This window comes from Kitasatospora sp. NPDC058243 (assembly GCF_042882025.1).
Lineage (GTDB): Bacteria > Actinomycetota > Actinomycetes > Streptomycetales > Streptomycetaceae > Kitasatospora.
The window spans coordinates 1-26217 of record NZ_JBHVWW010000098.1; the positions used below are offsets into that span (position 1 = coordinate 1).

The following is a 26217-nucleotide window of genomic DNA, read 5'->3' on the forward strand; positions in this document are numbered from 1 at the left end:
CCGGAAGAAGCCCTCGACTGCGCAGGCGGCCTCTACCTCAGCGGACTGGCTATCTGATCAACACCCCTCCACGAACTTCCGCGGAGCAGCACTAGTACCACCCGGATCACGCGGCAGCCGGGGCGTCGGCGTTGGTCAGCCCGGGAGTCGGACCCGCTGGAGGAGCCACTGCGTATCCTCGCTGTCAGCCCGGGAGGCCCAGCAGGTCGCGTAGGGCCTGGTCCTCTCGGACGGCGCCGGGTGGAGCCGTCCGTTCGAGGGCGGCCACGAGTCGCTGCCGGTCCCGCCGCCGCACGGCCAGTAGCGGGATCCGGCAGTGTGCCCCGGTGCGGCTCTCGAGCAGGAGGGTGTGCGGCCCCCGGCCGGCGTCCGCCTCGGCCGTCACCGAGCGCAGCTCCGCCAGCGGGACGGAGGTGCGGTGCAGGCCTCGGCGGACGGTGATCCGGCCGCGGCCGACGGTGACGGAAAGGAGGAGCACCAGCGCGGGTGCGAGGGCGCTCACGACCGCCGCGGCGGCGTACACCGGGGCCGTGGGGCCGCCGTCGAGCGCCTTGGGCAGGGAGATCAGCAGGCCGCCCGCCGTGAGGGGCATTCCGAGGAGCGGGTTCGGCCGCACGGAGATCGGCGCGGACAGGGGTAACGCCTTGTCGGTCATGTGCCGTTCCTGTCGTCGAGAGGTACGGAGCGCGAGCCACCGCGAGCGGCGGGCCGCCCCCGCGAGGGGAGGCGGCCCGCCGTGGTGTCGTCGAAGGGACAGTATCGAGTCGGCCGTAGCCGGTGTGCACCGGCCGGGAACCGGGGCCGGTCAGCCCTCGCAGATCTTGCGCCAGACGTCCAGGCTCTTGTCCGTCCGGGCCGGGAGGACGCCCCTCAGCGCGCCCAGCCCCTTCAATCCGAGGGGTGACGCCGCGACGTCCGCCGTCAGATAGCCGGCCGCCTCACCGCAGTCCCAGGCGGACGTTCCGCTGCTGCACTTGTCGGCCACCAGGCCAACCTGGGTGACGGTGGTCACCAACCAGGCTGCCCCGGAGATTCCCCCGGCGACGGCCGCGCAGGGCAGCGCGCCCACGAAGGCGCAGCCCAGCGCCACCGTGCCGGAGACGGCCCAGACGGCCGTGGCGACCGAGTTGATGTGCGAGATCACGTCGGAGTGGTCATGGGCGAACTTCTTGATGTTGCTCCAGCCCCAGAGCCCCGCCGGGTCCGTCTGGTTGAGCGGATCGGCGTTGGCGTAGCCGTATGCGCTGAGGGTCTGTTCGACCACCGGGTCGACGCTGAGGAACTGAGCCGTGGCCGGGTCGTAGGAGCGGGCCCGGAGGTACACCAGGCCGCTCTCGTCGTCGCTGTACTGGCCCGCGTACCGCAGCGCGGTCGACGCGGAGCCCGTGTGGGAACTGACGGCGCCGTAGGGCGTGTAGGCGTACGCTCCGGCCACGGAGCCCGAGGTGTCGGTCAGGGCCCGGGTGGAGCCCAGCTGGTCGTGGAAGAACCAGAGGGTGCCCGTGCCGGTGATCTGCTCGACCGGCAGGTCGTCCGGTCCGTAGACGTACGAGGACGAGCCGTCGGAGAGCAGGTTGTGCCGGACCTGTGGGTGCGGTCACACGAGTTGGCGTCGGGGCAGGGCGGGGCGGTTGCCGCTGAGGCGGAGCATGACGAGCGCGATGACGGCGTCCGTGCTGCGGGAGCGGAGGCCCCGGCGGACGATCGGGCGGGTCCTGGTGTTCGTGGACTCGATCAGCCCGCCTGTCACCTGCTGGTGATCAGGGTGGCGGCCGGTCCGCTGATTTTCGTCCAGGTGGCGGCGCCGTTGCTGGGTGCCTGGTAGATAGCGCTGTGGTCGGGCGCCAGGCGGTAGATGTGGTCGGCGGTGACGGCGAATTCGGCTCCCGCCTCGCTGACCGGATCCCAGAACTGGGGAGTGCGGGCGTAACGCAGGAAGGTGCCGTGATCGGGACTGGTGGCGAACAGGTCGGCCGGTCCGGCGTAGAGGTCCTGGGCGTGGCCGCCGATGAGGGTCCAGTCGCTGCCCGTACCGTCCCACTGGAACACCTGGCTGCGGTCCGGTGAGAGTCCGTAGAGGTGGGTGTCGCTGACGGCGAAGGCCGCCCCGTCGCTGCCCACGTAGGTCCAGCTTTCCCTGGCGGTGTCGTAGCGGAAGATGCGGCCGTCGCGCGGGTCGGTCGCGAACAGGCCGGCCCCGCCGCCGTACAGGCGTCCGGCCGGGCCTCCTATCTTGGTCCAGCTCGTTCCGGTGCCGTTCCAGCGGTAGACGCCGGTGTGGTCCTGGGCGAGGCGGTAGAGGCGGGTGCCGCTGATGGCGAAGTCGGCACCTGGTTCGCTGACGGGTGTCCAGTTGCCGGGGGTCCCGCTGTAGCCGAGCAGCCGTTTGTCGTCGGCGCTGACGGCGAACACGCCGGCGCCTCCCGCGAGGATCCTTTCGGTGGGACCGCCGATGGGTGTCCAGGCCATGTCCCGGCCCTGCCACTGGTAGACGGCGCGGTGGTCCGGGGCGATGGAGTACAGCGTGCCCGGAGCGGAGGCGACGACCACGGGTTGTCCCGGCTGCTGGGGGGCCGTGTCAGGCGGAACGCCCTGGGTGTCGCGGTTCCGTGGGGTGCTCGACGCCTCGGGGGCGGGCGTCGCGTCGGCCGGGGCCGGCGCCGACCCCGGGGTGGGCGTCACCTCGACCGGAAGCGGGGCCGAAGGCGAGGCCGCAGCCTGCTGCGGTCCGGGGGCAGCAGTTGCGTCTGCCGAGGCCGAGGCCGGGGCTGAGGCCGACGCGATGCCGGCGGCCGGCCGGTACGTGTCCGCGGACGTGCCGGCCGCGGACGGGGACGGGGACGGACCGTGGGCCTCGGTGACCGCCGGCACACGGTAGGAATCTGCCAGGTACGGCACCGGGATGCCCGGTGCCGGTGCGCTGAAGTGCATACCGAGCAGCACTCCGACCAGTAGCAGGGCGAGGGCCGCGAACAGGATGGTGCCGGTCCTGCGGCGGGTGCCCGCGGCGCTGGGGGCGCCTGCGGCGTGCGGGGCGTTACGCGCCCGGCCGAACGGGGCGATGAGGCCGGTCAGGCGATTGTCCGGGGCGTCGACGACCTCGCCGCGGACAATCCGGGGTACCGGTGAGCGCGGTACGACGGAGGTCGCCCCGAGCACCTCCCGGCGCCGGTCGGCCAAGGCCTCCCGCACCGCCACGAGGTCGGAGTCCAGGCGCCACAGCGCCGGCAGGTGTGCCTGCACCCCGTCGGCCACCACCAGCTCGGACCCCGGCTCCCGGCTCTCGTCCGCCCGGGCGTGCGTACGCTCCTGATCGGCCAGGAGCCCGACGGCGTCCTGCTCCCGCTGCGCCGCCTGTTGCGCCTCACGTGCGCTCTGCCTGATGCGCCGCACCTCGGCCAGGCAGCGCGTCGCCTCCCGCAGCCGGGCCCGCCGCAGCTGCGCCGCGCCCCCGCCGGGCGCCTGCCGCGAAGCGGGGCCCGTGTCGTCCTCCGCGTCGTCGCCCAGTTCACCCCGCAGCTCGGCCACGACCTCCACCAGCACACGGATCAGTTCATCCGCCTCCGCGACCCCCTCCTCGGCCTGTCGCTGCGCCTGGCGGGCCAGGTCCAGCGCCTGCTGGGCGGCGAAACGTCCCGCTTCGGGCGGCCGCAGTCCCCGGGCCGCCAGGGTGGCTTGTTCGTGCAGGCGGGCAGCACGTTCGAGCAGCACCGTCCGGGCCCGCGGGTCGGTCACGCGGTCGTGGACCAGCCGCTGGAGCAGGTGCCACGGGATGTCCTTCTCCCCGGAGCGGTACTCGCTCCAACTGGTCTTGCCTGCGGGGTAACGCCGGGCGAGCTCGCGGACGGTGACTCCCGACGTCACCTCCCGCACGAACCGGGCCAGGGCATCCGCCTGCTCGGTCTCCCCCTTGAGCCGCCCCTGCGGACGTCCAACACCAGCCACCCCGTGCCCCCTTGTCCTGTCCGGCGGCCGGACCTGATTGTCCGCCGCCCCCTGACCCTCAGTCGGCTTCTTGTAGATGAACAATCAAACAGGCTGCACTGTGGAGTCTCCACCGATTCTTCGAACAACGTGCCGGGGTCGGCGGGTCGGCGGGCCGCCGGGCCGGCGCCCCCGGGCCGGGCGTCTGGCCGAACCGGAAACTGACGCTACATCAATTCTCTTGATCCAATGGATCATTGGCGAGAGGGGAATTCCCGGTGGCTGGTTCACACACCCTTCGCCCGGCAGCAGCCCTGGCCGCCGCCGCGACGGCCGCCACCGTGCTCCTCGGCCCGGCACCCGTCGCGGCCGGCCGACCCCGCCCCGCCGACCCCGAGCCTTCTGCCCACCCCGCGCCTTCTACCCACCCCCACCTTCTGTCGCTCCCGTCGAACGCCGCCAAGACCGGCACCGTGGCAGCCCTGAACACCGCGGGCGACGTCCTCGGGGGAGTGCCACCCGAAGGCGGCTACGCACAGTGAGGCCGCTTCGGCCCGGAGGCGGGGGTCGCGACCAGGAATTGATACGTACCCGAAGCGGGAATAGCCTGGAACCATTGAGAGTTGGCGGGTGCCCGATGCGTCGGCCCCGCTGAGCGGTACTGCGTCCAACCGGTACCGCGTCCACCGGTACCGCGTCCATCTGCTGGGGGCGCCCCATGCACACCCACCCGGCACGGGCCTTGGCCGTCTGTTCGCCAGGGCACGGCAGACTCCACCTCTTCGTCGGCGCGCACGACGGCGCCGTACGGTACCGGGTGTTCGACGGCCGCTGGCACGCCTGGCACGCGCTGGACCGCCCCTGGCCCTCGCCCGGCGCCCCCGCGTTCACCGGCGCCCCCGCGTTCAACTGGCTGAGCGCGACGGCGGCCGAGGGCCGCCCGGTCGAGGTGTTCGCCCTCAGCGCGGCGGGCGAGCTGTTACGGCTGCGCCCCGGCGCGGGGGAGCACCCGCACTGGACCTCGCTCGGCACGCTCGCCCGGGGCGGCTCGGCGACCGGTTTCACCGTCGTGTCGAGCCGCCCCGGCGATGTCCACCTCGTCCTGGACGCGGGCGCCCACGGCTGGGAGTTCCTGCGCGGACACCCGACCAAGGGGCCAGTTGTGCTCCGCACGGGCGAGCGCGCACCCGGGCACCTGACGGCCGTGCCCGTCGCGCCCGGCCGGATCGACCTCCTCCTCGCCGACACCCGCGAACGACGTCTGCTCCGCGCACACCTGGAGAGCGACACCCCGCCGATGCGCGAGCCACCGGTGTGGGAGGAGCTCGGCCCGCTCCCCGACGGCGACGAACGCTCCTTCACCTGCCTCGCCGCGACGGAGCGTGACGTCTTCCTGGGCGGCGACCACGGCCTGCGGCACTCCGCCCTGGCACCCTGGCTCGGCTGGGAGCAGCTCGGCGGCGACCTCACCGCCCCCGACACGACCGGCCCCCGACTGGCCGCTGTCGCCTCCGGCGGCGGCCGCACCGACGTGCTCGCCGTCTGGGCCGGTGCCGCGCTGATGCACCGGCGCTTCGACCGCGGCTGGCAGGACTGGCAGCTCCTCGACCTGCCGGACGCGCCCACCGGCAGCTACCCCGTGCTCCGCGCGGACGACCTGGTCACCCTGACCGTCCGGAGCCAGGGCCTGCACGAACAGACCCGGCCCGACGGCACGGTCCAGCTGGTGGCCGACCCGGGCGGCGGCCACCTCCTGGTGGACGTCCCCCCGCAGCACCTGGCCGAGACCGTGGTGGAGTCCGGTCAGCCGCCCCAGGGCTTCCTGGCCGGCCCGTCCACCCTGTGCTTCGCCGTCGGCCCGGACCCGGTCACGCTCACCGTGGCCGGCCTGCTCGACGCGATGAACCGCCTGCCGCTGATCGTCACGACGGCCACCACCGCCGACCTGCTGGCCCGGCTCGAAGTCCCCTGGAACCTGCTGCTCACCCTGCAGCCGGACGCCCGGTGCAACCACCGCACCCTGCCCGCCACCGGCACGGCCGGCGGCACCGAGCTGTGGCACAGCCGCATCGCGGGCCCCGACGGACACCTGACGGCGCGGCCCCTCCGGTCCCTGGCCGACGGCACCGACCACGGCACCCCGCTGGACACCTGGTACGACCGGATCGTCGCGGCCGCCGCCGAGAACCCGGCCGCCCCCCTCACCGTCGACCGGCTGATCCTGAGCGCCTACGGCGCCCGGTTCTCCGCCGCCGCCCACTGGCCCCGGCTGGAGTGGGCCCAGGACGCCGCACTCGGCCGGGACTTCCACGTCAAGGTCTCCGTTCCCGGCGCCCTGTTCCCGTTCGGCCACCGGGCCGCCTACATCGAGGTCTCCGACCGCCGGTTCGACGGCACGGACCCCGCCGTGGCCGCCCTGCACCGCAAGGCCTTCCTGATCGTCACCGAGCCCGTCCGCGACGACTACGGCATCGGCGCGGGCGGCCCGCACGAACGCCGGTTCCCGTTCCAGAGCGTCGCGATCGACCCCGGGCAGACCGACGGCCTCGACGACGCCTCCTGGATCCCGGTGGGCTCCTCGGCCGCCCCGCCGAGGTGCTTCTGGCCGACCCGGGCCGGCACCCCCGTGGTGTTCACCCTCCAGGCCACGGCCGGGCAGGAGTACGTGGAGCTGGACCTGCCACTGCTGTTCGTCGAGGACGCCGCCACCGGCGCCGGCTACGGCGCGGCACTCGACGGAATCTACGGAAACGGTCCGAGCACCGGAGCCTTCGCGGGCCTCGGCCGCCCCCTCTGCGACATCGCCGCCCGCATCCCGCTCGTCATGACGTCCCCGACCCAGGCGGTGGAGGACGCCGTGCAGGAGGTGCAGTCGATGACCTTCGGCGGGATCGGGGCCGGGCTCTCCCCCAGCGGGGTCGGCTTCTACCCGCAGGTGACCCAGCTGGCCGTGGGGCTGCCGGCCGTCCGCCGGCTGCTCGGCCCGCTCCCGGCGCTCCCCGCCACGATCTCGCAGGCGCTCGTCGACACCCCCTGGGGCAGCCCGACACCCGACGCGCTGCTCGACCTCGTCACACCCCGGACGCTCGACTTCGGGGCCGCCGGGGCCCGGGTCGGCGGGCTGTCCGCCCCCAACATGACCGTGTCGCAGATCTCGCGCACGCTCGGGCCGGCCGTCAGCGAAGCCTTCCAGACCGTGCCCTCGAAGCTGTTCGCCCCGGACGCCACCCTGTTCGGCGTGGTCCCACTGAGCAGCCTCATCGACGTCGTCAGCGCACCGCCGAAGCTCCTCTGGGTCGGGCAGCAGACGCCCACCCCGTCCGCGGAGCTGACCTGGCACCAGGACCTGCAGAAGTCCTTCCCGCCGTTCACGCCCGACACCGGGTGCGCGCTGGACCTCGACGTCCGGGCCCTGTCGGTCGACGGGAAGCCGGAGATGCACGCCACCGGGACGATCAGCAACTTCAAGCTGATCGTCCCCGACGTCGGCGCCCCCGCGTACGTCGCCCTCACCTTCGCGTCCGTGACCTTCACCGCCGACCCCGGCAAGCGGCTCGACCTCTCCACCCGCCTGACGAACGTCACACTCGGCGGGGACCTCGGGTTCCTCGCCACCCTGGAGCAGTACCTCCCGCTCGGGGGGAACGGCCCGAGGATCGACACCTCGGCGACCAGCATCACGGCCTCGTACACCGTTGCCGTCCCCAGCGTCGGCCTGCTGGTGTTCAGCGTGCAGAACCTCACCGTGCAGGCCGGCGTCACGCTGTCGCTGACCGACCAGCCGATCGTCATGGACTTCGCGTTCGGCACCCGGGAACGGCCGTTCCTGGTCACCGTGTCGGGCTTCGGCGGCGGCGGGTACCTGGAACTCGGCCTGAGCGCCGGCGGCACCGACAGCGGCCTGCAGCGCTTCACCGGCGGGATCGAGTTCGGCGCCGCCATCGTCATGGACTTCGTCATCGTGTCCGCGGAGGTGCACGTCTTCGGCGGCGTCGTCTTCGCCAAGAACGGCACCGACACCGAGGTCACCGGCTATCTGCGGATCGGCGGCAGCGTCTCGCTGCTGGGGCTGATCAGCGTCTCGATCGAACTGACCCTCAGCCTGACGTACGACTCCACCTCCGGCTCGCTGAGCGGTTCGGCCCGGCTCGTGATCACCGTGGACCTGACCTTCTTCTCCAAGTCCTTCACGCTGGAGTGCCACAAGTGCTTCGGCAACTGCCCGCCCCCCGCCGGGCTGCGCCGCCCCCTGAGCGGTGCCTCGACCGCCTCGGACCCGTCGGTCGAGGCCGCGCTCGGGCCGCAGGGGCAGACCTTCCCGTGGCAGACCTACTGCCGGGCGTTCGCAGGGGAGTGAGCCATGTCATCGACCGGCCCGGAGAGCCTGACCGGCCCGGAGAGTTCGACCGGTCCGGAGAGTTCGACCGGCCTGGAGCGGCAGTTCGTCTGGACGGTGCTCCCGGCGGGCCGGCTGGCGACCGTCCCCGGCCAGTCCGCGCCGATGGCGCTGCTGTCGGTGCTGCTGACACCGCGCCTGCTCGCCCCGGACGGAGCCGCGCTCACCATCGCGGACTTCGGGATGCAGGACTGGCCGCGGCGGCTCGCCGGGGTGGGCTTCGACGTCCGGCGCGGCGGGCGGACGCTGCCGTCCGTGCGCGTCCCGTACACCGCCCTCGACGGGAGCACCGTCCAGTTCCCCCCGGACCGGCAACTCGCCGTCTGGCAGACGCTGTTCACCGCCACGATGCCGGTGGAGCCGTACCGGGCCACCAGCTACGACGGGCGGGCCACCAAGGCCTTCCCGGCCGGCCGGGCCGGTACCGAGGTCAAGGGCATCTACGCCGCCACCGCCCAGGCCCACGCCGCGCACCGCGGCGCGGCGCCGGAGAGCCACCCCGGGCTGCGGGCCGCGCTGCGGGCGATCGGCGAGCAGTGGCAGCCCGGCCTGCTGGCACCCGCCGGCGCCACCCCGGCCCACGCCACCCCGACCGATGCGACGCCGGCGCTCGCCCAGGCGTACGCCTTCTACCGGCGCGGCGCGCCCGACACCACGCCACCGGACCGCCTGGCGACGCCCCCGCCCGCAGGCGAGTTCCACCAGGGCATCGCGCACCTGGCCGACCACCCCGTCCTGCTGCGCGCGCTCGGCCTGCTGGTCGACCTCGCCGTACCCGCCTCCGCGCTCACCCCGGTGGACCAGACGCACCCGGCGGAGCTGAGGGTGGTGCCGCTGTGGCCCCAGCCCGACCCGAACCCGTCACCGGGCTGGAGCGCAGCCGCCCAGACCGACCTGTCGCCCGCCACCGCCTACACCGTCACCGGCACCCGCTTCGTGCCCTCCTCCGTCGACGGTCCGACCTCCACCGGCTTCAGCGGCGGCCTCCTGCCGCTGACCGGTGCCGGTCTCGCGCCCTCCGCGAACCCCCGGTTCGAGCTGCTGCCCTTCGACGTGGACGGCGCCGCCCTGCGGCTGGTCAGCACGGCCCGGTCGGACGGGTCGTCGCCCCCTCCCGGGGAGTCGTCCCCCGTTCCGGTCGGGGCACTGCCCGCGCTGCACTCGACGGGCTTCGCCCTGGTCGACCGGGCGCGGGAGGAGGAGCACGGCAAGCAGCTCCAGCGGGCGCAGCAGCGCGGCACGCCGGCCGGCCTGCTCGCCTCCGCCCTGCTGGCGGACTCCCTGTTCGGCGGCTACCGGATGGACGTGTTCGACGACAGCCGCCAGACCTGGTACTCGCTGTGCCGACGGCGGGTGCACCACACCGTCGGCGGCGTGCCGCTGCTGCCCGACGGCCTGCTGGAGGAGGGCTACCTGCGGCCCGGCCCGGTCGTCACCGGCTTCGGCGACGCCGACGCGCTGTACCTGCACGAGATCGTGGCGCGCTGGGACGGCTGGAGCCAGGTGGCCCAGCGGCCCGAGCGGGTCACCGCCACCGGGGACACCCTGCCGGTACCGGTCACGTCGGGCCTCGACACGGTGGTGGAGTGCGACACCGGCTCGCTGCCACGGCTGCGGTTCGGCCGCAAGTACCGGATCCGGGTCAGGATCGCCGACCTCGCCGGCGGCGGGCTGCGCGTCGAGGAGGTCGGCGCCGCCGACGCCCAGTCGGACCTCGTCCCCTACTGGCGCTTCGAGCCGCTGCCGCCGCCGGAGCTGGTGCCGACCCGGGAGTGGGACGACGGCGACGGCCACGACCGGATGGTCATCCGCAGCGACCGCGGCACCTCGGCGGACGACTACGCGACCCTCCACGGCTACCGTGCCCACGACCTGCGGCACCTGCTGCCGCCGAAGTGCTCGCTGGCCCTGGCGCTGCAGTACGACGGCGCCTTCGACACCGCGCTGGGCCCCGCGGCGCCCGGCACCGAGGTGAGCCGGCTCTTCGCGGTCGCCGAACGGGCCGACCGCGAGCTCACCGACGTCCAGGGCGCGCGTACCGTCCCCGCCGGGCCGCCCTCGCCGTCCTCGTACGTCGTCCTGCCCGAGACCGACGCGGCCCTGCCCTGGCTGGCCGACCCGAGCGGCGTGTGCGCCGCCCTGAACGCCCGGCCCCGGCCCATCGACCCCGGCAACGGGCGGCCCGGTCAGATCGACCCGCCCGACGACGCCGTGATCGCCATCTGGCAAGGCGCCTGGCCCGACCTGCAGACCGCGTCCGTACGGCTGGAGGCGGCCGCGAGCGGGTGCACGGTGAGCCGGGCGGACCCACGTCACGTCACGGTCGCGCTCGGTCCGGCCGAGCAGGTGACCTTCGACATCCCGTCCTGCCTCACGTTCGACGACGTCGCGCTGTTCGGCGTCGCGCTCTGGCAGGGCGTCGACCCGAACGTGCCGCACCTGCCGGCCTTCCAGGACATCGTCGCCGGCCGGAACCGCCTGATCACCCCACCGCGCACGGTCACCCTGGTGCACGCGGTGCAACACCCCCTCACCGACCCGAGCGGGCAGCTGACGCCCAGGCGGGGGCCCGGCGACCGCGACACCATCCTCGGGACGGACGCCTTCGCGATCGACATCCCGAGCACCGGACGGATCGACCTGAACGCCGACTGGACCGACCAGGACGACAGCCCGCCGGCCGCACCGACCACCACCCGGCGGATGGCGCACGTCGGCTCGTACGAGGTCCAGCACCTGCCCCTGCTGGAAGCGCTCCCGGAGATCCGCCAGGAGTTCGGCGACACCCGCCACCACCACGTGAGCTACGCCGTGACGGCGGTGTCCCGCTTCGAGGACTGCTTCGCGCGCATCCTCGCCACCGACCCCGGTGCCTGCACCGCCGCCGGGCAACTTGGCGACATCGACGTGCCGAGCACCGTGCGCCCACCCGCCCCCCAACTGCTCGACTGCGTCCCGTCGTTCGGCTGGACCCGCACCATCGACGGGCAGCGGTCGCTCACCCGGCTGCGCCAGGGCGGCGGCCTGCGGGTCCTCCTCCAACGGCCCTGGTACGTCTCGGGCGACGACGAGGCCCTGGCCGTACTCACCTTCCCGCCCGGGCCGGTCCCCGCCGAAGCCCTGCGGTACGTCGCGGTCGCCGGACGCGACCCGATCCGGGACACCGGGGCACCACCCGCCGTCCTCACCGGAGCCCAGGTCAACGCGGCGCAGCGGGCCCAGGTGACCCTCCCCGAGCTGCACCGCCTGCTGGACGCCGCCCTCTACCCGGTCGAGTTCGACGCCGAGGGCGACCGCTGGTTCGCCGACCTCGACCTGACGCCGGTCGTCTCCGCCTCCTACTTCCCGTTCGTCCGGCTCGCCCTGGCCCGCTACCAGCGGTACACCATCCCGGGTGTCCCCGACGTGTCACAGGTGGTGCTGACCGAGCCCGTCCAACTCGCGCCGCAGCGGCGCCTCACGGTCACCCGCAGCGCGGGGCAGGCGGGCGTCGTCCTGGAGGGCCTCGGGCCGGGCGGCGCCGGGAACACCGTCCGGACCGAACTCCAGGTCCAGGACCCGGGGGTGACGGCGCCGGACGGCGTCACCGGCTGGTCCACCGTCCTGACGGCCGCCTCCGCCGTCCTCGGGCAGACCATCACGATCAGCGTTCCGGACACCGGGCAGCGGGCCCAGCGCCTGGTCGTCCGGGAGTTCGAGACCCGGCCTGTTCCCGCCGGCGCCGACACCACCGGTCGACCCGTGTTCGTCGACGTCGTAGCCCTCGGAACGTGGTGACGGACGTCACCGCGGCTCCACGACCGAAGAAGCGATCATGGCAGACATCTTTCCCGACACCGGCCAGCTCCGGCTCGCGGACCAGGCCACCAGCGGCCTCCTGCCCCTCGTCGTGGACAAGGTGGCGACGTCCTGGTCCGTCCTGGTGGTGGCCCTCGGCCCGAACTGCGCACCCCTGGGCGCGAGGCCACCGGACATCGAGCTGCGGGCGGGCTCCGGAGCGCTCACCACCGTCGCGCAGGCACCCGCCACGTCGTCGATCGTCGACGGGACCGGGAGCGCGGTCGGCACCGCGTCGTGGACCAGGGACGCCAACGACGTCTTCACGGTGCAGATCGACATCTCCAATCCGGGGGAACGCCCCTGGGGCCTGCGGATCACGAACACCGACCCGCAGGAACTCGGCTTCGTCTGGTCCACGGGGAAGACCCCGGCGAAGGCCCAGCAGCCGCGGATCATCCTGGACCGCACCCCCCTGCGGATGACGGTGGCCTTGGGCGAGACCGTCCCGGACATCACGATCCCGATCTCCAACATCGGCACCGGACCGCTGCACGTGAACGGTCCGGGCGACCAGCCCATGGGTGCGGGCTACGTGCTGAAGAACTTCCCGGCCAGCCTCCCGCCCAACGCCTGCGACCACCTCCAGATCGGGATCAGCCCCGTGTCCGAACCGATCGTCACCAGCCTGCAGACCGCCGACTTCGTCCTGCCCTGCAACGACCCGGTGACCCAGGAGGTCACCCTGCAGCTGTCACGTGACGAGAAGGGCAAGGACGTCAAGGACGTCAAGGACGTCGCCAAGGAGAACAAGGACGACAAGGACGACAAGGAGCGGAAGGAGGCCAAGGAGGACAAGGACGCATTCAAAGAACACCCCGCCGAGGGCATGCACCCGGCATCCGAAGTCAACCACCCGCCCGAGCACTTCATCCCCCCGGCGCAGCGCCCCGACCTCGCGGACAGCGCCCTGCGGGACGAACCTCCCGAGCCGGGACGGACCGAGAGGTAGGCGCCGCATGTGGCTGGTGCTCTGCGATCCGGCGGACCGGGCCGCCGTGTGGGCGTACGAGGGGCTGCGCGAGCGGGGGCTGGAACCCCTGGAACTGCTCTCCCCGCAGACCCTGCTCGGCTCCACCAGGTCGGTGCACCGCGTCGACCGCCTCGGCGCGAGCTTCGAGATCACCCTGCCCGACGGGCGCGTCCTGGACAGCCGTGACGTCGACGGCGTGCTCAACCGGGTGGCCTCCGCCCCCTTCGGGTACCTGCCGTTCACCACCCACGCCGACGCCGCGTACGCCGCCCAGGAGCTGGACGCACTCCTGCTCAGCCTGCTCACCTGCCTGGCCCCGGTCTCGGTCAACCGGCCCGCCGGGTACGGACTGTGCGGTGCCTGGCGCTCGACCGCCGAGTGGACCGCACTCGCGATCAGAGCGGGGCTCCCCGCCCGGCCGGCCCGGATCTCCAGCAGCCCCGACGGCGAACCACGAGCGGCCCCGACCGGACGCGGCGACGTCCTGGTGCTCGGCGAGCACGTCTTCGGCGCACCCCCGGCCGAGGACGAGGAGCCGTACGTCCGGCTGGCCCGGCTCGCCGAGGTCGACCTGCTCGGGATCGACCTGCTCGGGGCCGACCCGCCGGGGGCCGACCTGCCGGGAGCCGACCCTCCCGGGGCCGACCTGCTCGGAGCCGGCCACCACCGCCGCGACGACGGTCGGCCGGCAGTCTTCGCGGGAGCGAGCCCCCTGCCCGACCTCCGCCCAGCCGGCGCCGCCTTCCTCGACCGCCTGTACGAACACCTCACCGGGCTCCCCCGGGGTGCGCCGTGATCGTCGTCTGCGGCATCGCCAGCGAGTCGCCGCTCGCCCGGGTCAGGGCCGAACTCGACAGCCTCGGCCTGCCGTACGCCATGCTCCACCAACGGCGCTTCGAGGAGCTGCCGTTCGAGGTGGAGGCCACCGGCACCGCCGTCCGGGGACGCATCCCGTACGACGGCGGATCCATCGACTGCGCCACCGTCACCGGCATCTACCTCCGGCTGATGGAATGGCGCAGACTCCCCGAAGTCCGCGAGGCGGGCGAGGACACGGTACGCAGGTGCCGGTCCTGGCACACGGCCCTGAGCACCTGGGCGGAACTCGCCCCCGGCTGCGTGATGAACCGGGAGAGCGCGATGGCGTCCAACACGTCGAAGCCCCACCAGGCCCAGCTGATCCAGCAGTCCGGATTCCGGGCTCCGGAGACCCTGGTGACCAACGACCCGGACCTCGTCCACGAGTTCCACGCGCGGCACGGCGAACTGGTCTACAAGTCGATCAGCGGGGTCCGCTCGATCGTCCGGACGCTCGACCGGGAGGCCCTCGACCGGCTGCCGCTCATCCGCTACTGCCCGGTGCAGTTCCAGCGCTACGTCACCGGCACCAACGTCCGGGTGCACACGGTCGCCGGCGAGGTGTTCGCCACCCGGATCGAGACCGACCGGGTCGACTACCGCTACGCCCGGAGCGACGGCGGCCGGGCCGAACTCTCGCCCTGGCAGCCCCCCGACGACCTCGCCGAACGCTGCCTGCACCTGGCGGCACGACTGGGGCTCGCACTCGCCGGCATCGACCTGATGCTGGCCGACGACGGCGAGGTCTACTGCTTCGAGGTCAACCCCTGCCCGGCCTTCAACTACTACGAGGCCAACACCGGCCAGCCGATCGCCCATGCCATCGCGCTCGCGCTCGCGCGGCACTGAGGAGAAGGAGACTCCGATGGCCCAGCTCGTCCTCACCGGCCAGATCCACGGCCAGACCACCACCCAGTGCAACTTCACCATCGCCGTGAACGGCGGTGACCAGGTCGGGCCGGACAGCGTGGTCCTGGACCAGTCGATCTTCAACATCCCGGACACCGACGCGTCGATCGACATCCAGGCGGCCGCCCTCGACCAGACCAAGTACGGCACGCCCACCGCCCACCTCGACATCGACTCCTCCGGCACCGTCCAGGCCACCTTCCCGCCCGACGGCAACTGGCCGCCACCCGCCGTCACGTCCTCCGACTCCGGCCAGACGATCCAGCTGACGGTCCACTTCTCGCCGCTGCGCGACGTCACCGAACAGGCACGCGTCAGCCTGGCCCAGACCGGCAGCGACTACCCGGGCAGCCCGCCCGCCCCACCACCCGGCGACATGAGCTTCCGCACCCCCGGCGTGGCGCTGCCGCCGGGGGCCTACTCCCCGCCCCCGGGCGTGACGGACAGCACCTTCATCGCCTCGCCGTCGATCACCGGCGGCGCGATCCAGGTCGAGACCCGCAGCGTGACCCCCGACGGCGAGGCCGTCGTCCTCCGACTCCCCGGCATCGACGCACCGCAACTCGTCGCCGTCTACTGGCCCTCCGGCGTGTCCAGGGACCCAGGCGGACCGCCCGCGCCCTTCCTCGTCTACTTCCACCCGGGCATGGCCCAGAACTCCCCGGCCTTCTACAACGAACCCCGGGACCGCCACGACCCGACCACCGGCAGCACCTACCCCTTCGGCTGGGACTACCAGTTCTTCGGCCTGCTCAACTACCTCCAGTACATCGGCGACCCGTTCCTCACCAACCCCTTCGCCAAGGGCCTCCCGCTCCAGATCGACGGCGCCGCCCGGAACGTCGTGCTCGTGCTCCCGCTGATGCGGGTCGCCGGCAACCCCTGCGACGAGATCTCGTCGTTCGCGGACGCCACCGTCCTCCAGGAGTACCTGCCGGAGATCCAGGCCCTCATGTTCCGGCGCAGCGGCAACTTCCAGTTCGGACCGATCGGCCGCCTCGGCATGGCCTCCTTCAGCAGCGGCCACGCGGCCCTCACCTGCTTCCTCGGCAACACCGCCAACCAGGCCCACCCGCTCTACCTGGACACCCTCCAGGAGGTCTACCTGTTCGACCCGCACGCCGACCTGGTCTCCGAGACCCTCGCCCCGCTGACCCAGGTCACCGCCTGGGCCCGGCGCGGCACCTCCGGCACCAAGACCGCCCGCCTCTACACCCAGAACGACCCCGCCCAACTCTCCCCGCTGCTCACCCAACTCGGCGTCACCGCCCCCGGCCCCGCCCCCTTCGACGCCGCCACCCCGGACGACCGCAACTCCCTCACCTCCCTCCCCCTCGCGGCCTGGAACACCCTCGCCACCCAGCAGGGCAGCGCCGTCCCGTATGCCAACACGGGCCAGGTGCACCAGGTGCTGCCGGCCCTCATGCTCACCGACGCCCTGCGCCGCAGCCGCTTCTGACCCGCCCCCGCTCCCCGAGCCCTCCACCGGCACACTCCTCGACCACCTCGTCGAGCGCGACCGGATAAACCTGTCCGGCCGCCCGCCTGTCCGCCTGTCCGCCGGCTCCGGGTCGTCACAAGGAGCACGGGCCGCTGATCGGCGCGGCATGATCGGGGCGGAGGCGGGCGGCGAGGGCGGCCATGTCGGTGGTGAAGCGGTCCGCGAGGTCGACGCCGGTCTCCTGGGCGATGACCATGAGCGAGAACAGGCAGTCGGACAGTTCGTGGCCGATGGCCTCGGTGCTCGCGGCCACGTCGGCGCGGTGGCCCTGGTGGGCCATGACCAGCTTCGCGAGGTCGCCGACGTCGCCGGTGAAACCGAGGACGAAGTCCGACAGGTCCCAGGTACGGCCCAGCTTGCGCCGGTTGATCTCGTCGTAGAGGTCGCGTACTTCGCCTGCGGCGGCGGACATCTCGTCCCAGGTGGGCATCGGCTGCTCCGTCTCGAGTGCGTGGTCGGGCGGGATCGGCGGCGGGTGCGGTCGTGTCCCGCTGGTCGGGGATCTCGGTGGCGTACTGGCGGGCCTGGAGGAGGTAGGAGGAGCGGTAGCCGCTGTTCGGGTCGGCCATCAGCTGCGCGTGGGTGCCCTGTTCGGTGAGCCGGCCCTCGCGCAGGACGTAGAGGAGATCGGCGCCCGCGGTGGCGGCGAGGCGGTGGGTGATCAGGATGACGGTCAGGCCCTGGTCGGCGAGTTCGCGGATGCGGGTGAACGCGGCGATCTCGGACTTCGCGTCGAGGGCGGAGGTGGGCTCGTCGGCGATCACGAGGTGGGTGGGGCGTCCGCCGGGCCCGGTGGTGGTGGCCCGGTGGTGGGTGCGGGCCATGCCGACGCGCTGCCACTGGCCGCCGGACAGCTGGACGCCGCCCTTGAAGCCGCGGGCGGCGAGGGTGTCCCAGCCGTTGTCCTGGGCGTCGATGATCGGGTGCAGGTCGGCGTAGTCGGCCGCGCGCTTGAGCAGGGCCGGGTCGTCGCCGTGTTCGGGTCGGCCGATCAGGACGTTGGCCCGCAGGGTGAGCGGCCACTGCTGGAAGCCCTGTTCGAGGACGGCGGAGGAGGCGAACAGCTGGTCCCGGTCGGCGGTCGCGGCATCGACGCCGTCCCACAGCATCCGGCCGGCATCGGGCAGGTAGAGGCCGGTGAGGATCTTGACGAGCGTCGACTTGCCGGAGCCGTTGTCGCCGACCAGGGCGACGACCTGCCCGCGCGGGATCCGCAGCGTGATGTCGGACAGGGCCGGGCTCGTGCGGCCGGGGTAGGTGAAGGTCACCCCCTCCAGGGTGATGGCCGCAGGGCGGTGCGGGAGGTCGGTGCCGCCGGCGGGGATGGCGCGCCGGTCGGCCTCGCGCTGGAGGCGGTCGAGGTCGGTGACGAACAGGGCCTCCTCGTACAGGTTGTTGACGGTGCCGACGAGGGAGGTGATGTCGGCGGCGCCGGTGCGGATGCCGACGACGGCGGTGCCCGCGACGGCGAGCGCCATCTGCCCGTCGTGGACGAGCCAGCCCAGGACGGCGAAGGTTGCGGCGGCGGCCAGCCCGGAGAGGACGGAGGCGAGCAGGGAGGTGGTCGCGGTGGCGCGGGCGAGGCGGTTCTGCTCCTGCTCGGACGCCTCGGCCATCGCGATGTAGTGGCCCAGGATGAACGGGCCGATGGCGTGGACGCGGACCTCGGGCGCGGCGTGCGGCTGGGTGAGCAGCTGGGCGAGCAGACTGGCGGCCCGGTGGTGCTGGAGCCAGGCCATCACGGAGCCGTAGCGGCGCCGGGCGGAGCGGACCGCGCCCCACCCCTTCGGCGCGGCGATGAGCACCAGCATGGGCAGCAGCACCGGGTCGAGGGTGAGCAGGACACCGCCGGCGGCCACCATGCCGAGCAGGGCGGTGAGGACGGCGATGCTCTGGCCGATCAGGCGCCGCACGGCCGCCGTGCCGTACCTGGCGGACTCCAGCAGTCTGCTGAACTCGGGATCCTCCACCGCGGCCAGCTCCACGCGGGCCGCGCGGCGCAGGTAGGCGACGGTCGCGGCCCGCTCGGTCTTGGGCTCCAGCCGGCCTCCCGCCCAGGAGGAGACCACGCCCAGCACCGCGGACAGCGCGGAGGCGCCGCCGATGGCGAGGGCGGCCGGCAGGGCCGCGCGCAGCAGTTGGTCGGTGCTGCCGGAGGCGAACAGGGAGGCGAGGGCGCGGTTGGTGGCGAGCAGGCCGAAGGCGGCGGCCAGCGCCCGTCCGGTTTCGGCGACGGCGATGGACACCAGGGCCACCCGGTCGGCCTGCCAGGCCAGGCGCAGGGCGGTGCGGAGCATGCCGGGGATCTGGCGGGCGACCGTGAGGAAGCTGATCCTGAGCATGGTCTGCTCATGGGAGGTGAACCCCCAGTCGGGGAGCAGCCGTCCGCCGAACAGGAACTGCTCACTGTCGGAGACGTGGTCGGTCGGCGGGGGTTCGGACGGCGGCGGTTCGGACGGCGCGGGTTCGGACGGACGGGACTTCAAGCGGTCTCCTCCACAGTGCGGTTGAGGCGGGGCGGGGGCGTCATCCGGGTTCGCCCGGCCGGCGGGGTTCTGAGACGAGGTACTCGGCGACGCCGGTGCGGCGGGCGGTGAGTGAGGCGCGGAGCGTGCGCAGTCGGCGCGGGGTGACGATGCGCCCCCACTCCTCGACGGTGCGGACGGCGTGACCGCTGTGCTCGGCGGGGTCGGGGGTGATGCGTTCGAGCTCCTTGTCGGTGAGCCGGCCGCCGTCGAAGGTCACGCCGATCTTCCAGGGCCACGGCGGCTCCGGCGGGGTGAAGGAGAGCATCAGGAGGCGGGGGTGTCGTCGAGGGTGGCGGGGACGAAGCCGATCTCCTCGGCGGTCTCGCGCAGCGCGCACGTCCACGGGTCCTCGCCGTCGTCGAGGAGGCCGCCGGGGTACTGGTATTCGCCCGGGTGGTGGACGGAGGTGAGCAGCAGCGGCCGGTCGTGGCGGTCGGTCAGGAAGACGCTGGCATAGGAGATGCCGTGCGGCAGGGTGGGGACGAACCGCTCGGGCGGGACGAAGACCACGGTCAGGCTCCTCGCTGGTCGTGGCGGCGGGGGTGGCCGAGCCGGGTGCGCAGGTCGGCGGCGAGGCGTTCGGCCCGGCCGAGGTCGTCGGGCAGGACGCCCGAGCCCTCGGCCATCAGCGCGTGGAACTGCTGCTGCTCGTAGGGGGTGCCGGGCGGTAGGGCGGCGATGTGCCAGTGGACGTGGGCGTTGCCCTGCATGCTGCCCAGGCTCAGCAGGTAGAGGCGTTCGGTGGGGACGGTCGCGGCGAGCGCGGTCGCCACCCGGTGCACGACCAGTTGCAGGGCGAGGTACTGGTCCTCGGTGAAGCCGCTGATGGTGTCCTCGACGTGGGTGCGCGGGGCGACCAGGAGCTTGCCGGGCAGGGTGGGGTAGCGGTCGAGGAAGGCGACGTGCACGCCGTCGTCCAGGACGATCCGGTGTTCGTACCCGGGTTCACCGGCGAGCATCGAGCAGATGAAGCAGGGGCCGTTGCGGGCCCGCTCGTTGTAGGCGTCGAGGTCGAAGGCGGTCACCGCGTCCATCCTTCTGCGCCGGGGCGTAGCGTCATGTAGCCGTCGACGGGGTCGGATCCGAGGGTGCGGTAGAGGGGGGCTCCGGTTTCGGTGGCGCGCAGCTCGATCGATCCGCAGCCGTGCTGTTGGAGTGCCTGGATCAGGGTGGTGGTGACGGCGCGGGCGTGCCCGCGGCGTCGGTGGGCGGGGTCGGTGGCCACGGTGTGGATCCGGGCCCACCGGCCGGTGGGATGGGTGGGGCCCCGGTAGCCGCGGTAGACGATGCCGATGGCGCAGGAGGCCAGTGTGCCGTCGTCGGCGGGGGCGACGTAGGCGAGCAGGTTCGGGTCGGTGCCGAGGCGCTCGCGCATGTCGTCGCGAAAGGTGGTGCGCCAGTCGTCGGTGAGTTGGGCGCCGTCGAGTACTGCGACGCGCAGGCGCAGCAGTTCGTCGGCGTCCTGGGGGCCGGCGGGGCGTACGGGGGATCCGGTCATGCGGGGCTGCCTCCGGGGTTCGGTGGGTCGTGCGGGTGGTTGTCGGGGGAGGCCGGGGCGGACGCGGTGTGTCGGTCGGTGCCGCTGTCGGGCCGGTGCGCGGTGCGGGAGGCGTACGGGGTCCGGTTGGTGGGGGGAGGTGGCGGTGTCTTCCTCTACGACGGGCTGCTGGTCGGCGATGGCCCGCCGTCGGGCGCCGGTTGCGGCTGGGGCGGGCGTCGGTGGCGCCCGGCTATCCTCAGCCCCAGATCTCAGGCCCGGTCCTCAGTCCCGGACCAGGTCGCGGGGGTCGGCGCCTTCGGCCCAGCCGTGGGTGGAGAACCCGCGGCCACCGGACAGGTAGGCGGCCAGGGCGGCGTGGGCGGTCGGGAACATCGGCAGCGGCAGTCCGTTCTCGGGTGACCACGCCACGGCGAGGTGCTTGCTGGGCTCGGTGTTCGTCAACTCGCCTCGCCAGGCGGTGGCGAGGAACACCGACAGCAGGAAGGGGCCCTTGCCGTCCCAGCCCTGGCGGACCTGGATCGTGTGGACCAGCCGCAGGTCGCACGGGTCGACTTCCAGTCCCGTCTCCTCCGCCAGTTCACGGGCGGCGGCCTCGTCCAAGCACTCGCCGGCCTCGACCTTGCCGCCGGGGATCGTCCACACCGGCGTCGTGTTCCAGCTGTTCGTCGCGTAGTTGACCGTCGCGACCCGGCCGCCACTTCGGTCGTGGACGATGACGGCCACCGCCTGTCGCAGGCTCTCCATAGCACTACCTCCAAGGATGCTTGATCAAAGGGGACTTGGGGAATTCACGGGGCTGACTGCAGTCCTGGGCCGGGCCGAGGATGGTCTTGATGACGGGGGTTCCGGGCAGCGTGGTGGTGACGACGAGAAGAGAGTGGGCGTCCTCGGTGAGCAGGGTCGGGGTTCGGTCGGGGCCGAGGGCCGGGGCGAGGTTGCGGTAGGCAGTGGTCTCGCGCCGGTGCGTGAACTGGTTCTTGTGCCGCTTGGCGAACAGCTGGCGCTCGTCGCCGGTGCAGCCTCCCGCGCCACCGGCTGGCCCGCACGGGCCTGCCCTCGCGCGCAGCGGCCGGTCGGCGTCGTCGGGGAGCGCGGGCGGCGTCATGTCGGCCAGCCGTCGGTGGACAGCGCCTTGCCGCGGGTGATCTCGGCAAGGGCGTGCGCGGTGTAGGGCACGATGCCGGCCGGCAGCCGGTCGAGCGGCCACCAGTGGAGTTCAGCGCATTTGTGCGGCTCGGCGTTGCGGACCCGGCCGTCGTAGCGGGTGGGGCGGAAGAAGAGCTGGAGGCGGCTGCGGCCGTCGTCGGTGTCGAGGTGGTGCAGGGTGTGGACGAGTTCGAGGTCGTCCTCGGCGATGCTGATGCCGAGTTCCTCGGCGGCCTCGCGCGCCATGGAGCGGGTGACCGTTTCGCCCGGCTCCATGTGCCCGGCCGGCAGGTGCCACAGCCCGTTGGCGTAGCTGGTGTTGCGGCGCTGTCCGAGCAGCACCGCGCCGTCGTGGGCCAGGACGAGGTGGACGCCGACGACCAGCGTCAGCGGGTCCGCCCCGGCTGGGCGGTCAGCGGGGCCGGGCCGGGTCACGGCGCCTCCCCGGTGGGCTGGTCGGCCGCTGCGGCGAGCAGCGGCAGGTAGTGGTGCAGGTAGGGCGGGACCTTCAGGTCGAGCACCTCGTCGAAGGGCACCATGCGTACGGCCAGGCCCTCGTCACCGAGCCGCAGGTCGTTCTCGTGGCCGTCCCGGACGGTGTGCAGGACGCGGGTGAGGGGGAGGCCGAGGTCGTGGTGCGGGTCGGGGAGGGTCCGCAGCCCGGTGATCTCGATGCCGGCTTCCTCGCGGACTTCGCGCACCGCGCTCTCCTCGGCGCTCTCATCGGCCTCGCGCCAGCCGCCGATCGGGGTCCAGTAGCCGGGCCAGGCCATGCCCGGCCTGTCTTCGCGCAGGTGCATCAGCAGCCGGCCCGCGCGGTCGGTGACGAAGACCAGGACGCCCTCGAAGTCGTCACCGTCCGGGGCGGGGCGCTCCAGGTAGAGCGGGACGCCGCAGCGGTGGGCGCGCAGCACCTGCCGGAGCCGCTGGTAGTGGGCGGGGGTCATCCGGGAGCGCCAGTCGTGGGCCGTCTCGAACCGGAACTCGGTGTGCTCGGCCGGATCGAGCCGGATCCGGGCCTGCTGCTCCGTGGTCAGCGTGCCGCCGTCGAACACGTAGCCGGCGACCGGGACCGGGTAGTCGGCGTCGGCCTGCGTGTGGATCACGGCGACCAGGCGCCGCCGGAGCACCTGCGGGTTCTCCGCGGCCAGGTCCAGGCCCAGCTCCTCCCGGGCCTCGCGCAGCGCGGCGTCGAAGGGGCTCTTGCCGTGCTCGACGTTGCCGCCGGGCATGTTCCACACGTCCGGGTCGATGGTCGAGCGCATCCCGAGGACGCGGCCGGCGGGGTCGGTGACCAGGAAGGAGCCGTAGGCGCTGGGCCGGGCGATGGCGGTCAGGTAGGCACCGACCGGCCGCCAGCCCGGGATCGCCAGGCGGCCGGTCAGCCACTCGATCATCGCGCGCTGACCGTGGCTGGTCGTGGGCAGCCGGTCCGCTGGAGCCCACTGATGACAGTCGCGGTCGTCGGAGAGGACGACCGGGGTGCCCTCGGGAACGACGGTGACGAAGACGAACTGCCGCACTCGCAGGCTGCGCTGGTCGGTGAAGTCCAGGTGTCGCACGTACTCCAGCGCCAGGCCGGTCAGGCCGGTCTGCTCGGCCAACTCCCGTGCCGCGCCCGCCGCCACGGGCTCGCCGGCCTCAAGGCTGCCGCCCGGGTACTCCCACAGGCCGGGCAGGGCGTCGTGCGCAGCTCGGCGGATCATCAGGATCCGGCCGCAGGTGTCGCGGACCACCACGCCGACGCCGATCCGTTCGACGCCCTCGCGGAAGGCGAGGCCGGTCAGCATGTCGAAGTCGATCACAGGGCGGACTCCTCGCTCTCTCGGGCGGACACAGCCCGCCAGCCGGCGCCGGTCTTCGCCACAGCTCCTCCGGTCCTCCGGGCACGGTCGGCGCGCGGGCGCGCGAGTGTGCTGGAAGAAGGCGATCCGGCATCCAAGTTTCTTTCTACGGAGCTGAGTTAGGGAACCTCCTAGAAGCTGGTGGCCTCCGATGATGGTGCTGTTCGAATGCGGTGTTCAAGTGGATTACCTCCGGGCAAGCCCGGGTCGAACGGGGAGGTTTCGAGCACCTCCCGGGCGCGGTCGAGGGCGAGGGCGTCCTTCAGCCGGCCGCGGACGGGATCGGGGAGACTGGCGGAGCCCAGTGCGCAGGCGGCGAGAGCCTGTTCGAACTCGGCCGTCGGGCCGGGGTCGAGGCGGTCGCGGACGCCCGGGCGGCAGAGGGCGTCGCGCAGCGCGTAGCCGTCGCCCATTTCACCCGTTCGGCTGAACGCCGGGCGCTGGCCGTCCACCCCCACACCGCGGCGCAAGGCCAGGGAAAGCAGGGCGAGGGGGCCGGCGATGCCGTGTGCTTCCCTGTCGAGTTCTTCTGTTCATTCATCAGGGCAAGGGCCCGGACCAACGGATGTGGAGCGATCGGTCCCGGCTTCCCGTAGTGCCGGTTCCTCGTCGGCTGTCTGTCGGGCCCGGGCCGGTCTCACGGACCGTGCATGGCAGACTGCGTCCCCGTGATCGATGAATTCGCCAAGGAGTACTTGCACAGCGATCTGCGCGATGTCCGGGAGGTGCTGGTCTGGAAGCTCGACGGGCTGTCCGAATACGACGTCCGCCGGCCTCTGACCGGCTCGGGCACGAGCCTGCTCGGGCTGGTCAAGCACCTCACGAACATCGAGTACCGGTACTTCGGCAACGTCTTCGACCGCCCCTGCCCCGAGCCGCTGGGCCGGTGGGACGACGAGCGGCTCTGGGCGGAGGCGATGTGGGCGAGCGAGCACGAGACCCGCGAGGAGATCATCGGCCGGTACCGCCGGGTCGCGGAGCACTCCGACGCGACGATCGGCGCCCTCACCGTCGAGGCGCCGGGCTACGTGCCCTGGTGGCCCCGTCCCGACGTCACATTGTTCAACGTCCTGGTGCACGTGCTCACCGAGACCAACCGGCACGCCGGGCACGCCGACATCCTGCGCGAGCACCTCGACGGCGCCACCGGGACCGCGTCGGGCCACGCGAACTCGCAGCCCGACGCCGCGTTGCGGCAGTCCCGGTTCGCCGAGGTCGAACGGGCCGCCAGGGCGGCGGTGGACACGCCCTGACCAGGATGCGAGCCCGTTCAGGCCCGGGTGACTGATGCTGGTCGATCAGGTTTTGTTCGCGTGGTGTGCCGGTGGTGTGTGCGTGTGGGCCGGTGCCGTCAGATGCCGGCCCGTCTGGTTGCTACCAAGCGTCTCCAACCGAACACCGCTTCATCTCCCGGAGCGAGCCAAGTACATCCTGTCCTCCAACTTCCCTGCGGGCGTGACGATCAGGCGGTGTGAACGGCGGCGATATTCCCCAGGGGTCGTCTCGCCGTAATTGCCCACCCTTCGGGCCCCGGCTCAGCGGCCAACCGCCCGGGGTGAGTTGTGGGCGGGGCGCCGATCGTGTGGATGTGCGAGACGATCCGCAGCGCCTGTGTGACAGGGATCGTGTCCTGGCCGCAACATGGGTGGCTAGGACTTCATTTGGATCATCATGCCGCATCTACGGCCTCTCGGCTGCGGGAGGCAGGTTGTGCCACGCGTGTCCGCAGGCGCCTTTGTAGTACGTCTGCCTGCGCCGGGTGTCGGCGACGGAGAACACCGAGACGAGGACGCGGAACGCTTTGATGTGTTCGTCGGAGGGCAGTGCTGCGAACCCATAGCGAGGCGGGTCCATGCAGATCATCACCGCAGGGTTAGCCGTGGGCTTCACGCCGGACTGGGCAACTCCTGCGTGCCCGTCTGCGGCCGTGATGTGCGCCTGCATCGCGTAGCCGGCGACCTCTTGCAGCACAGCCTGCCGCCCTTCCGGGGAAAGGGCTGAGAACCAAGTTGTCCCGTCGTCCAATGTGCGGAGGCCTTGTGCGACTTCGTTGACCACCCTCCCGGCTTCACGTCGAATGGCTCGCTCGTCGTCACCGCTGGTCCCCAACATTGTCCGATCATTCCACGCCGGTTCGGCGGCTGTGGAGCGGGTCGTGGACAGCGAGTCCGCTGTCCGGCTCGGTTGGACGCTGGGGGTCAGCGCGCCCGCTCCCGCGGCGGGGCTGGGGATCGCCGACGTCCAGGCGGAGCGGGCCCTGCGTCACGCGCTGGCCACCGGTGCGGCCGCGGTCCGCCACCGTGAGGCGGTCGGGCCGAGTGTTCACGCCCTGGTCGTTCCCGAGGACGCCGGCGGGCTGGACCGTCGGCCCGCCCGGCATCGTGCTGCCGGGCTCGGCGCCGGGCGCCGAGCACCACGGCCGGGCCCGCCTCGCTGGTGATGCGCGCTGGGAGGGTCCCGGCCCGGGGGAGGGGGGGCTGGGCAACCCGATCGCCGCCCGGCCGACGGCCGAGGGCCGAGGGCCGCGGCGGCCGCCGTGGCCGTGGCGGAACCGGCGGAGGCGCCGCGCCGGGCCGTGGCGGAAGGGGAGTACGTCAAGGTGCGGTAGTCGTCACGGACGGCACACTGCACGGGGTGTCGGCCGGGGTACGCGTTCCCCGCGTACGGCGGCCGGCGGCGTTGCGGAGCGGCCGCGGGTGGCTGGGCCTCGGGCGGGGGCGTCGGGCGGGGCCGTCAGGGCGCCGGGCTCTGCGCGCCCTCGACGTCGGTGAGCAGTTTGCGCAGGAGCCCGTCCAGGGTG

General features: G+C 72.9%; 23 protein-coding genes. 8 read left to right on the forward strand and 15 right to left on the reverse strand.

Annotation, left to right across the window (positions count from 1 at the left end):
* Positions 1 to 184: 184 nt before the first annotated feature.
* The 4 genes from ACFVX9_RS37175 to ACFVX9_RS37190 form a co-directional block, all read right to left on the reverse strand.
* Positions 185 to 655: a hypothetical protein gene (locus ACFVX9_RS37175; protein WP_380424357.1), complete on the reverse strand. Its 471-nt coding sequence runs from the start codon at positions 653 to 655 to the stop codon at positions 185 to 187.
* A 150-nt stretch (positions 656 to 805) separates the two neighbouring features.
* Positions 806 to 1435 carry an RHS repeat-associated core domain-containing protein gene (locus ACFVX9_RS37180; RefSeq protein ID WP_387986386.1) on the reverse strand — a complete coding sequence of 210 codons (630 nt, stop codon included), beginning with the start codon at positions 1433 to 1435 and terminating at the stop codon, positions 806 to 808.
* Between the two features lie 162 nt (positions 1436 to 1597).
* Positions 1598 to 1750 carry a hypothetical protein gene (locus ACFVX9_RS37185; protein WP_387986388.1) on the reverse strand — a complete coding sequence of 51 codons (153 nt, stop codon included), beginning with the start codon at positions 1748 to 1750 and terminating at the stop codon, positions 1598 to 1600.
* The gene (locus tag ACFVX9_RS37190) at positions 1747 to 3945 is read right to left on the reverse strand and encodes a hypothetical protein (protein WP_387986390.1); all 2199 of its coding nucleotides are present in this window, start codon (positions 3943 to 3945) and stop codon (positions 1747 to 1749) included. Before ACFVX9_RS37190 ends, ACFVX9_RS37185 begins: the two co-directional genes overlap by 4 nt.
* 257 nt (positions 3946 to 4202) lie before the next feature.
* Between ACFVX9_RS37190 and ACFVX9_RS37195 the strand changes: the two genes are divergently transcribed.
* The 6 genes from ACFVX9_RS37195 (at position 4203) to ACFVX9_RS37220 (ending at position 14837) form a co-directional block, all read left to right on the forward strand.
* Complete coding sequence (locus ACFVX9_RS37195; protein WP_387986392.1) at positions 4203 to 4466, forward strand: hypothetical protein; 264 nt, start codon at positions 4203 to 4205, stop codon at positions 4464 to 4466.
* Positions 4467 to 4642: 176 nt separating this feature from the next.
* Positions 4643 to 8281 (forward strand): hypothetical protein, encoded by a 3639-nt coding sequence (locus ACFVX9_RS37200; RefSeq protein ID WP_387986394.1) that lies wholly within the window; start codon positions 4643 to 4645, stop codon positions 8279 to 8281.
* A 3-nt stretch (positions 8282 to 8284) separates the two neighbouring features.
* Positions 8285 to 12097, forward strand: a complete 3813-nt coding sequence (locus ACFVX9_RS37205) for a hypothetical protein (protein ID WP_387986397.1) — start codon at positions 8285 to 8287, stop codon at positions 12095 to 12097.
* 37 nt (positions 12098 to 12134) lie between these two features.
* Positions 12135 to 13109 (forward strand): hypothetical protein, encoded by a 975-nt coding sequence (locus ACFVX9_RS37210; protein ID WP_387986400.1) that lies wholly within the window; start codon positions 12135 to 12137, stop codon positions 13107 to 13109.
* A 7-nt stretch (positions 13110 to 13116) separates the two neighbouring features.
* The gene (locus tag ACFVX9_RS37215; protein WP_387986403.1) at positions 13117 to 13926 is read left to right on the forward strand and encodes a hypothetical protein; all 810 of its coding nucleotides are present in this window, start codon (positions 13117 to 13119) and stop codon (positions 13924 to 13926) included.
* Positions 13923 to 14837 carry an ATP-grasp domain-containing protein gene (locus tag ACFVX9_RS37220; RefSeq protein WP_063351726.1) on the forward strand — a complete coding sequence of 305 codons (915 nt, stop codon included), beginning with the start codon at positions 13923 to 13925 and terminating at the stop codon, positions 14835 to 14837. The genes ACFVX9_RS37215 and ACFVX9_RS37220 overlap by 4 nt, the downstream gene beginning before the upstream one ends.
* Positions 14838 to 16106: 1269 nt before the next feature.
* On the opposite strand, the gene ACFVX9_RS37225 is transcribed toward ACFVX9_RS37220, so the two are convergent.
* The 10 genes from ACFVX9_RS37225 to ACFVX9_RS37270 all read right to left on the reverse strand — a co-directional run bounded on the left by ACFVX9_RS37225 (position 16107) and on the right by ACFVX9_RS37270 (position 23830).
* Entirely contained in the window at positions 16107 to 18884 is a 2778-nt protein-coding gene (locus tag ACFVX9_RS37225; RefSeq protein WP_387986407.1) for an ABC transporter ATP-binding protein, read from the reverse strand.
* Positions 18885 to 18924: 40 nt separating this feature from the next.
* The gene (locus ACFVX9_RS37230; protein ID WP_387986410.1) at positions 18925 to 19191 is read right to left on the reverse strand and encodes a hypothetical protein; all 267 of its coding nucleotides are present in this window, start codon (positions 19189 to 19191) and stop codon (positions 18925 to 18927) included.
* A complete protein-coding gene (locus ACFVX9_RS37235; protein WP_387986413.1) occupies positions 19191 to 19436 on the reverse strand; it encodes an NUDIX hydrolase in 246 nt (81 codons plus the stop codon). Before ACFVX9_RS37235 ends, ACFVX9_RS37230 begins: the two co-directional genes overlap by 1 nt.
* 2 nt (positions 19437 to 19438) lie before the next feature.
* Entirely contained in the window at positions 19439 to 19951 is a 513-nt protein-coding gene (locus tag ACFVX9_RS37240; protein WP_387986416.1) for an HIT family protein, read from the reverse strand.
* Positions 19948 to 20424, reverse strand: a complete 477-nt coding sequence (locus ACFVX9_RS37245) for a GNAT family N-acetyltransferase (RefSeq protein ID WP_387986419.1) — start codon at positions 20422 to 20424, stop codon at positions 19948 to 19950. The genes ACFVX9_RS37240 and ACFVX9_RS37245 overlap by 4 nt, the downstream gene beginning before the upstream one ends.
* Before the next feature lie 264 nt (positions 20425 to 20688).
* On the reverse strand, positions 20689 to 21171 hold the full coding sequence (locus ACFVX9_RS37250; protein WP_387986422.1) for an NUDIX domain-containing protein: 483 nt from the start codon (positions 21169 to 21171) through the stop codon (positions 20689 to 20691).
* Between the two features lie 4 nt (positions 21172 to 21175).
* A complete protein-coding gene (locus ACFVX9_RS37255) occupies positions 21176 to 21532 on the reverse strand; it encodes a hypothetical protein (protein WP_387986425.1) in 357 nt (118 codons plus the stop codon).
* A complete protein-coding gene (locus ACFVX9_RS37260) occupies positions 21529 to 22008 on the reverse strand; it encodes an NUDIX domain-containing protein (RefSeq protein WP_387986428.1) in 480 nt (159 codons plus the stop codon). Before ACFVX9_RS37260 ends, ACFVX9_RS37255 begins: the two co-directional genes overlap by 4 nt.
* Positions 22005 to 23378: an NUDIX domain-containing protein gene (locus tag ACFVX9_RS37265; RefSeq protein ID WP_387986430.1), complete on the reverse strand. Its 1374-nt coding sequence runs from the start codon at positions 23376 to 23378 to the stop codon at positions 22005 to 22007. Before ACFVX9_RS37265 ends, ACFVX9_RS37260 begins: the two co-directional genes overlap by 4 nt.
* A 170-nt stretch (positions 23379 to 23548) precedes the next feature.
* The gene (locus ACFVX9_RS37270; protein WP_387986433.1) at positions 23549 to 23830 is read right to left on the reverse strand and encodes a hypothetical protein; all 282 of its coding nucleotides are present in this window, start codon (positions 23828 to 23830) and stop codon (positions 23549 to 23551) included.
* A gap of 255 nt (positions 23831 to 24085) precedes the next feature.
* Between ACFVX9_RS37270 and ACFVX9_RS37275 the strand changes: the two genes are divergently transcribed.
* Positions 24086 to 24670: a DinB family protein gene (locus ACFVX9_RS37275; protein ID WP_387986436.1), complete on the forward strand. Its 585-nt coding sequence runs from the start codon at positions 24086 to 24088 to the stop codon at positions 24668 to 24670.
* A 427-nt stretch (positions 24671 to 25097) separates the two neighbouring features.
* On the opposite strand, the gene ACFVX9_RS37280 is transcribed toward ACFVX9_RS37275, so the two are convergent.
* Positions 25098 to 25529: a DUF5958 family protein gene (locus ACFVX9_RS37280; protein WP_380487921.1), complete on the reverse strand. Its 432-nt coding sequence runs from the start codon at positions 25527 to 25529 to the stop codon at positions 25098 to 25100.
* A 43-nt stretch (positions 25530 to 25572) separates the two neighbouring features.
* On the opposite strand from ACFVX9_RS37280, the gene ACFVX9_RS37285 reads away from it, so the two are divergent.
* The gene (locus tag ACFVX9_RS37285) at positions 25573 to 25857 is read left to right on the forward strand and encodes a hypothetical protein (RefSeq protein WP_387986438.1); all 285 of its coding nucleotides are present in this window, start codon (positions 25573 to 25575) and stop codon (positions 25855 to 25857) included.
* The last annotated feature ends 360 nt before the right edge of the window (positions 25858 to 26217 follow it).